This is a genomic window from Pseudomonas sp. UFMG81 (assembly GCF_015354575.1).
Lineage (GTDB): Bacteria > Pseudomonadota > Gammaproteobacteria > Pseudomonadales > Pseudomonadaceae > Aquipseudomonas.
Genome location: NZ_JACAFQ010000080.1, coordinates 1 through 672, shown reverse-complemented (window position 1 = coordinate 672; position 672 = coordinate 1). Strand labels below are relative to the sequence as shown.

At 61.8% G+C, this 672-nt stretch carries 2 protein-coding genes; one reads left to right on the top strand and one right to left on the bottom strand.

All coding sequences use genetic code 11. The annotated features are described in order from the left end of the window. Positions 1–277: MetQ/NlpA family ABC transporter substrate-binding protein (locus tag IX761_RS27010; RefSeq protein WP_228534035.1), on the top strand; the 277-nt coding region annotated here is incomplete at its 5' end. A 96-nt stretch (positions 278–373) separates the two neighbouring features. Here the strand turns inward: IX761_RS27010 and IX761_RS27005 are convergent. After that, on the bottom strand, positions 374–672 hold a 299-nt coding region (locus tag IX761_RS27005), incomplete at its 5' end, for an SCO family protein (protein ID WP_194792524.1).

Here is a 672-nt window from a genome sequence, read left to right as displayed (position 1 = left end):
GTTCCGCGAGCTGGAAGCCGCCACCATTCCGCGCGTGCTGACCCAGGTCGATGCCGCCCTGATCAACACCAACTACGCGCTGGAAGCCAAGCTCAACCCGGAGAAGGATGCTCTGGCCATCGAAGGCAGCGACTCGCCTTACGTGAACATCCTGGTAGCGCGCCCGGACAACAAGGATTCCGACGCCATGAAGAAGCTGGCTGCGGCCCTGCACTCGCCTGAGGTGAAGCAGTTCATTACCGAGAAGTACAAAGGCGCTGTGGTTCCAGCGTTCTAATCGACACCTGAAACAATCGCGGGGCAAGCCCGCTCCCACGCCAGAATGCGTCCGGCGTGGGAGCGGGCTTGCCCCGCGATGTTTTTTAAGCCCCAATCAATCGCGCTTGACCAGCCCCGGCAACTGCGCCGCCAGCTTCTGGTTGTTGAACGGCGCACGAATGAACCCACGCTGACGCCCATCCGGCCCCACGACCGCCAGGTTGCCGCTGTGATCCACGGTGTAGCCCGGCTTGCTGGTGTCAGCCGGAATGAACGGAATGCTCAGGCCGTTGGCCAGCTTCTGGGTATCTTCGATAGTCCCCGCCACGCCAACGAAATCCTTGTCGAAATAGCCCAGGTACTGCTTGAGCTGGTTCGGCGTGTCGCGGTTCGGGTCCACGCTCACCAGCACCA